3 protein-coding genes are annotated in these 6,331 nt (G+C 68.7%); all 3 read right to left on the bottom strand.

What is annotated here, in order from left to right; translation table 11 throughout:
• Positions 1-284: 284 nt before the first annotated feature.
• The gene (locus KPL78_RS29950) at positions 285-4,946 is read right to left on the bottom strand and encodes an RHS repeat domain-containing protein (RefSeq protein WP_219766968.1); all 4,662 of its coding nucleotides are present in this window, start codon (positions 4,944-4,946) and stop codon (positions 285-287) included.
• On the bottom strand, positions 4,943-5,431 hold the full coding sequence (locus KPL78_RS29945) for a hypothetical protein (RefSeq protein ID WP_219766967.1): 489 nt from the start codon (positions 5,429-5,431) through the stop codon (positions 4,943-4,945). Before KPL78_RS29945 ends, KPL78_RS29950 begins: the two co-directional genes overlap by 4 nt.
• A gap of 13 nt (positions 5,432-5,444) precedes the next feature.
• A partial coding sequence (locus KPL78_RS29940) for a gp53-like domain-containing protein (RefSeq protein WP_432761302.1) occupies positions 5,445-6,331 on the bottom strand: 887 nt, incomplete at its 5' end.

Below are 6,331 nucleotides of genomic sequence, written 5' to 3'. Positions count from 1 at the left end.
GAACACGCCGCCCTGCCCGACGAACGGCTCGACATAGGTGGTATGGGGGATGGCGGCCAGGCGCTCAATGATGCGCGCGGCCAGGCGGCGCTTGCCCCCGATCCAGGGGGCCACCGGCGCCGCCGGGCGGGCCGGGATCAGATCAGACGGTAACTCCAAGGCAACCTCGCACAGTCTATCCCCTTGGCGCCGGCCGGCGCGGGCGGGGCGGATGATCCGTGCGAGGCTCTCTCCTCGCGGCTTGGGCCGTTGGCGCGGCCCAGCTCCCGCCCTGCCGGGCGGTGTCACACAACCTTGGCCACCAGCGCCGGCGGACCGCCGACGCTCATCACGGGCGTCCACGCCGCGACGGGCAGGCTGACGGTCGCGATGTCGGTCGCGTAGGCGAGCGGCGTCGAATATCCCGTCATCTGGGCCGAAGCAGTCGCCGGGAACAGGTAGGCTGTGGCGCCGGCGCCGAGCATCGACGCGAGCCGCAACGTGTCGCCCGACGCGCTTCGCACGGTCGGAAGCACGCCTGGCGACGAGAACACCGCGCCCAGCCAGATGATGCCCGGCAGCAGCAGGGTGGGGGTCACCGGCGCCAACTTGATGCCGGAGGTCCCCATATCCAGCCCATCATTGAACGCCACGGCGGGCAGGCCGAGCGGCGTGGGGTTGTTGGTCGCGGGGTGTTGCCACACCGCCAGTTTCGCGGCCGCGCCGCTGGCGCCGGCGGCCGAGACATACAGCAGCAACTGCTCAATCGTGACGGGCCGATCCAGTTCGCAGGGCAGCAGATAGAGCGTGTCCGCCGCAGCCACCACCAGATCCTTGACCGCTCCCTGATAGAGCGGGTGGTAGTAGGTGGACTTGTAGCCCGGATGCCGCAACACCGCGATCGGCGAGCCCTCCAGGCGCCACACGGCGCTGGTCGGGTCCCAGATCAGGTCAACGGACTGCTCGGGGCGGATGATGAGCGCGCCGCCCGGCGGAAATCCGGCGATATTGCCGCCGGCCATCAGGGCGATGCGGCCCACCGCATGCTGCACGGTCAGAGTGAGACGACGCGGAGAGGTCGGCGAGAACGGCATCGTCAGACTGCTGAGCGTGACCGCGTTGGCCCCCGTGTCCCGGAGCACGGTGGATACGCCGTTCCAGGCGAGGGCGCCCGCAACAACGCCGCCATCGTTGAAATCCTGGACCGTGCCGCGGAGCGTCTGGCCAGGGACCGCCAGGTAGCGCCACACGGCGCTGGTCGGGTCCCATTCCAGCTCGGCACTCTCATTTTGCCCCAGCACCAGGCCGCCCTGGGCGATGCCGGCGATATTGCCCGCGCCGGACAGGCTCAGGGTGCCCGCGCCGACATTGGCGATCACCACGCGCGTGGTGGCTGCCGGCGCGACAGACGGCGTGAGCGTGGTCAGGGTCGCGTTGGTCGATCCCGTCTGCCGCAGCAGCGTCTTGGTCGCATCCCAGGCCAGCGCGTTGGCGGTGATGTCCGCAGCCGCGAACGACTGCACACGGCTGTTGACCGCCGGATCGTCGCTGATCGGCGACCGGCTCAGCAGGCGCCACAGGCTGCTTGTCGGGTCCCACTCCAGCTCGGCACTCTGCCCGTTGGCGAGAGCCAGGCCGGCGCCGGGAATGCCCGTGATATTGCCCGCGCCCGTGAGGGTGACGACGCCCGTGTTGGCGTTGACCAGCGTCACGCGACGCGGCAGCACTGGCGTGGGCTGATACGGCAGATTGGTCGGCGTCAGGGTGTGCAGCGTGAACGCCACCGTGCCCGTCTGCCGCAGCATTTGCTTGGTGCTGTCCCACGTCAGAGCCCCGGCGGTGACGCCGCCGAACCCGAACGCCTGGATGCCGAGCGAGGAATAGGGCACCGACGCCGAGACGAGCCGGAATACCGCACTGACCGGGTCCCACTCGAAGGTCGCGCTGTTGCCCTGCAACAGGACGATCGGATTGCCGTTGAGCAGCCCGGTTAGGTTGCCGCCTGCGGCCAGGGTGACCACGCCCGTGTTGACTGCGGCGATCGTCACCTGCATGGCGCTGCTCGGCGTGGCCGAAGGCATCAGGGTGCTGAGCGTGATGGCATCGGCGCCGCCCTGCCGCAGCAGGGCTTTAGTGATATCCCAGGTCAGCGTGTTGCCGACGACGTGTGCCGCCGTGAAGGTCTGCGCGCGATTGTCAGCCGCCTGAGCGGTCCAGCCCGCGGGATACTGACAGCCGGCTCCGAACGTCCAGTTGCTGTTGGCATAGGTGTGCGCGCCCGGGAATGCGTCGAACTGCGCGTTTTGCAGCAGCAGGGGCTGCACCCCGCGAACCAAGCCCACGGCCGGTGCATCGGCCCAATAGGGCGTGCAGGAGGCATCCGGCGTCGCGACCCGCGGCACGACCCTGTGCCCGCCCGTGACCAGCAACGACGACACGTAGGGGCTGGCCCACACGCCCCGCACGCTGTTGGGCACGGTGTCCGCCGCCCAGGCTGGAGTGTATCCTGGGGCCGCCGGCCCCTCGCCATAGAGCGGGCTGGCGTGCAGTCCCTCATCAATGCCGCCGTCGATCACGTGCCGGCCGGCGATGCCGGCGGTGGGAACGCCCGTGATCACGCCGTTGGACAGCACAATCGCATTCTGGCCCGGCGCGGTGCGACGGTGGCCACCGCGAATGGTGACACGCTGGAACACGGACAGATCGAGTAGCGGACCATCCGCAAATGCAGGGGTGAGCGCCGCGGTAACGGCCTCTGGCGTCATCAGCGTCCAATCGCCCTCCGATCCCTCCCCCAGGATCGGGTCGGACTGAATACCGACAAATCCACTGGCGTTGGGCGTGAACGACCCCGCGCCCGCTTGCGTCACGCCGTCCGCAAGCATCACAGGACGCCAGGTGTCCCGATCCGACATGCGGACAGTCACGGGGCCGGTTGGCACACCCTGCGGGATAAACAGCAGTTGAGCGCCGGAATTCGGACGCCGAATGCCGTCATTGAACAGGCTAGGTTCGGCGCTGCGGAGGTCGATCGCATTGACGCCAGATACGCTCTTGGCCAGCGCTCGGTTGCCGGCAATTCGCGGCGTGACGCCGTCGCTCTCCAGGCCCTGCGGGCGCCAGTTGCTGGGCTCTGCGAAATCGGTGTTCTCGATCAGGCACTCGCCGGCCAGCGGCAGCGTCAGGATGTCGGGCGCGACGGTCACGCTCTGCCATGGCGTGGTGTTCGGCTGCCCGGAATAGTAGCTGACAACGCCGTTCTGGTTGGGCGCGCCATTCAGCAGCGCCAGCCCGCGACCGTCGCGATAGACGTAGTCGATGCCGGCTCGCGATGGGTCGTCGAACGTGCAGTTGGTGACCAGCAACTTGCCAAGGCCGCCGAAATCGGGCTGACCGCGATGGCGCTCGATCTCGACCCGGATCGCTCCAAACCCCGCACTGCTCGTCTCCGTCGTCCCCGAATACATCGACGTGGGGGATGGCGATCGGAAGGTGCATCCATCGAACCAGACGCGACCGATGTAGCCAGTGGTCCCGCGCGTGACGATGTATGCGTTGCGCCCGCAGCCCTGAAACGTGCAGCCGCGATAGATCACGTCATGGATGAAGCTCGACTGCCTCGCGACATAGTCGTCGTAGCGCTCGCCGGCATAGACGCAGGCACCGTGCGCGCGCGACGAAAACGCGCGGCAGTTGTTGAACAGGATGGTTCCGGTGATGGAGCGCCCCAGCGGGATCAGCACCGGCTGGCAACCATCGTCCCCCGTCCACAGGGCACAATCGTTGAACTCCATATTTCCATCCGCCCATACGATGCGGATTCCACCCTGGCCGACCTCGTTGTTGCCGTAGCGGATATCGAGGCGGTTGCAGACCCAATTCGCCCCGCGCGGCCCCATGAAGCGCGCGTCGCCGGCGAGACCCCAGAACCTCATGTCGTCCATGTAGACGTCATCGGCGGCGAAATTGATGGTGTTTCCGCCGTAGTCGTCCTGGGTGAGCGAGAAATTCGGCAGGCTGGGGTCGGGCGTGTAGGGCGCGCCCATCTCGAAATCGGCGAGCCAAATGCCTTTCGGCCGCTCACCGTTGGCGTTGGTGATGAAGGCGTTGCCGCTCGCCTGATTGTCGATCAGCGCGCCGGTGAACCGCTTCTCGATCCGGAAATTGCCGTCGCCGACGAATGCGACATTGCGGGCGTAGTTGGGCAGGCGCAGCGTGGAATAGACGGGCAGCAAACCGGGCGAGCAGACGATGACTTTCCCGGACATCGGCCCGCCCTGGACCGTCTGCGCCAGCAGCGCGTTGATGAGCGGCGCAGCGTCGGCGCCGCTGCCCCAAACGTAGCCCCGCGCCTCCATCCATGCGCGCAGGGAGATTCGATCCCAGGACAGTGTCTCCGCGGCCGAGGCGCCGGCGCTGGCAGCGGTGCTCGACACATCCTGGCGCAGCGTGTCGTAGGATACCTGGCCGCCCTCGGCGTTGCGCGCGCCGACCAGACGCAGGCCGGACAGCTCTGCCGCCGTGAATTCGCGCATCCGGTCGATGCGCTGCGCGGTCACCGCGCGCGCGTCCGGCGTCGCGATCACCTCGCCCTCGGGCGACACCAGCAGGGCGCCCTGCGGCGTGGTGGTCAGCACGCCGCTGGCATTGGCCTGGACCAGGATCTCGCGGGCCGCCGGCCGAGGCCCATCGCATTCCGCGCGCAGGCGCCAGCGGCCCGGCGTGTCGAGCACCAGGTCGATCTGCCACCGGCCCGTCGCGACCTCGGTCATCTGCGCCTGGGCGTAGATGGTCGGAAAGGGCGACTGCGGTGCGCGGACGGCAAGCCGCAGGCCGGTGACGGCAACCGCCCCATGATCCCGCGCGTCCTCGGCCGAGATGACGACCGTGACCGTCTGCCCCTCGGATATCGGGCCGGACGGCGCGGCGGTCGGCGCGACGCCGATCGAGAGGATGACGGCGCTCAACGGGTCGCGCCGTCGATGAACAGGGCATCGACCTCCTCGGCCGTGGCGAGCTCCGCCGTGATCAGCATGCCGATCAGGGGGTGCGCGCGCTCCGCGACCGACATCGTCGCCCAGGTGATACGCGCGGACAGAGCGTCGGTGGGCGGCAGCGCTCCGAACACCGCATCGACCTGCGCCGGCACCGCGCCAGAGGTCGCGGCGGCCAGCGCCTCGGCATCGGTGATCAGCCCCGCCCCATGCAGCGCGAGCAGCAACTGCCGACGGGAGATGGATCTCGGCACGACCGGAACCGGCTGCACGGCGGGCGGGGTGTAGGGCACCAGCCCCCCCGCGACGGCATCCCACCGCTGCCCCGCAGTGTCGGCAATCCACGCCGCCCAGATTTCCTCGGAAATCTCGATCGCGCCCTCAGGGATCACGGCGTGCAGCGCCGGATCGTAGAAGCCAAGGGCGGCCCCGCTATCGTCGATATGCGCCAAGATCACGGTGGAGCTCCTCTCAGTAGCCAAGGGCCTGCCACCACACCGGGCACGTTTGGGAAAACTCCTGTCCGCCGGCATCGGCCAGGACGTCGCCCGTGATCGTGATCGATGTTGTGGATGCGGCCAGGACACCGGTGGCTGGCAGCCACCCGCCAGGGCGGGCCGTGCCGCGCGCACTGACAACGGCGCTGACGATCGCGGTTGGGAATGCCATCGGCAGGGTGACGCTCACGGATGAGGCGTTGGTGCCCGACGCCGGCAGCGTCGCATTCCCCCATTGCTGGATCAGCCCACCCGGCAGTCGGATATACCCGTTGTTGCCGATCGACCGGCCCCACGCCGTTTCGCCGCTCACGCGCCAGGTCGCAGAGCCGTCACCGACGATCGCCATGCGCCCGACGGTGGGTAAGGGGACATTGTTGCCGCCCTCGACCGTATCCGACCCCGCCCGCGCCACGAGGACCAGGGCGGCCAGGGCGTCGATCCGGACGAAGGTAAACAGCAGCGGCCGACCGTTGGCCGCCGCTGCAGACGGGAGCGTGATCGTCGTTGGACCGCCGGCATTGACGAGCACCAGGCCGGCATCGTCGGGGGTGAGCGTCGTATTGCCCGTCACCACCCGGACGTTGCCGCCCGCCAGCCGCCGGATGTGCTTGCGGAGCTGGGTATGGTCCACCGCATCGGGCGCGATGCCGCTGTCCTGGAAGGCCTGGCAGATCGCTTCCTGGACCCCGTTGTACCATTCGTAGCCAGGCACAGTGGCCTGCACGCCGGCAACGGTGTTGGGGCGCGCGAAATATCCCGGGGTGCCCGGCGAGGCCGGCGGCACCGGCAACGTCGCTGCGGCGGTAGCCCGTGTGACGCGTTGCATCAGGCGGTTTTCCTCATGCTGATGGATTGCAG

The sequence above is a fragment of the Roseomonas alba genome (genome assembly GCF_019430885.1).
In the GTDB taxonomy this organism is placed as follows: Bacteria; Pseudomonadota; Alphaproteobacteria; order Acetobacterales; family Acetobacteraceae; genus Neoroseomonas; species Neoroseomonas alba.
Note: the sequence above shows the minus strand (reverse complement) of the source record. Positions and strands in the feature narration are given on the sequence as shown.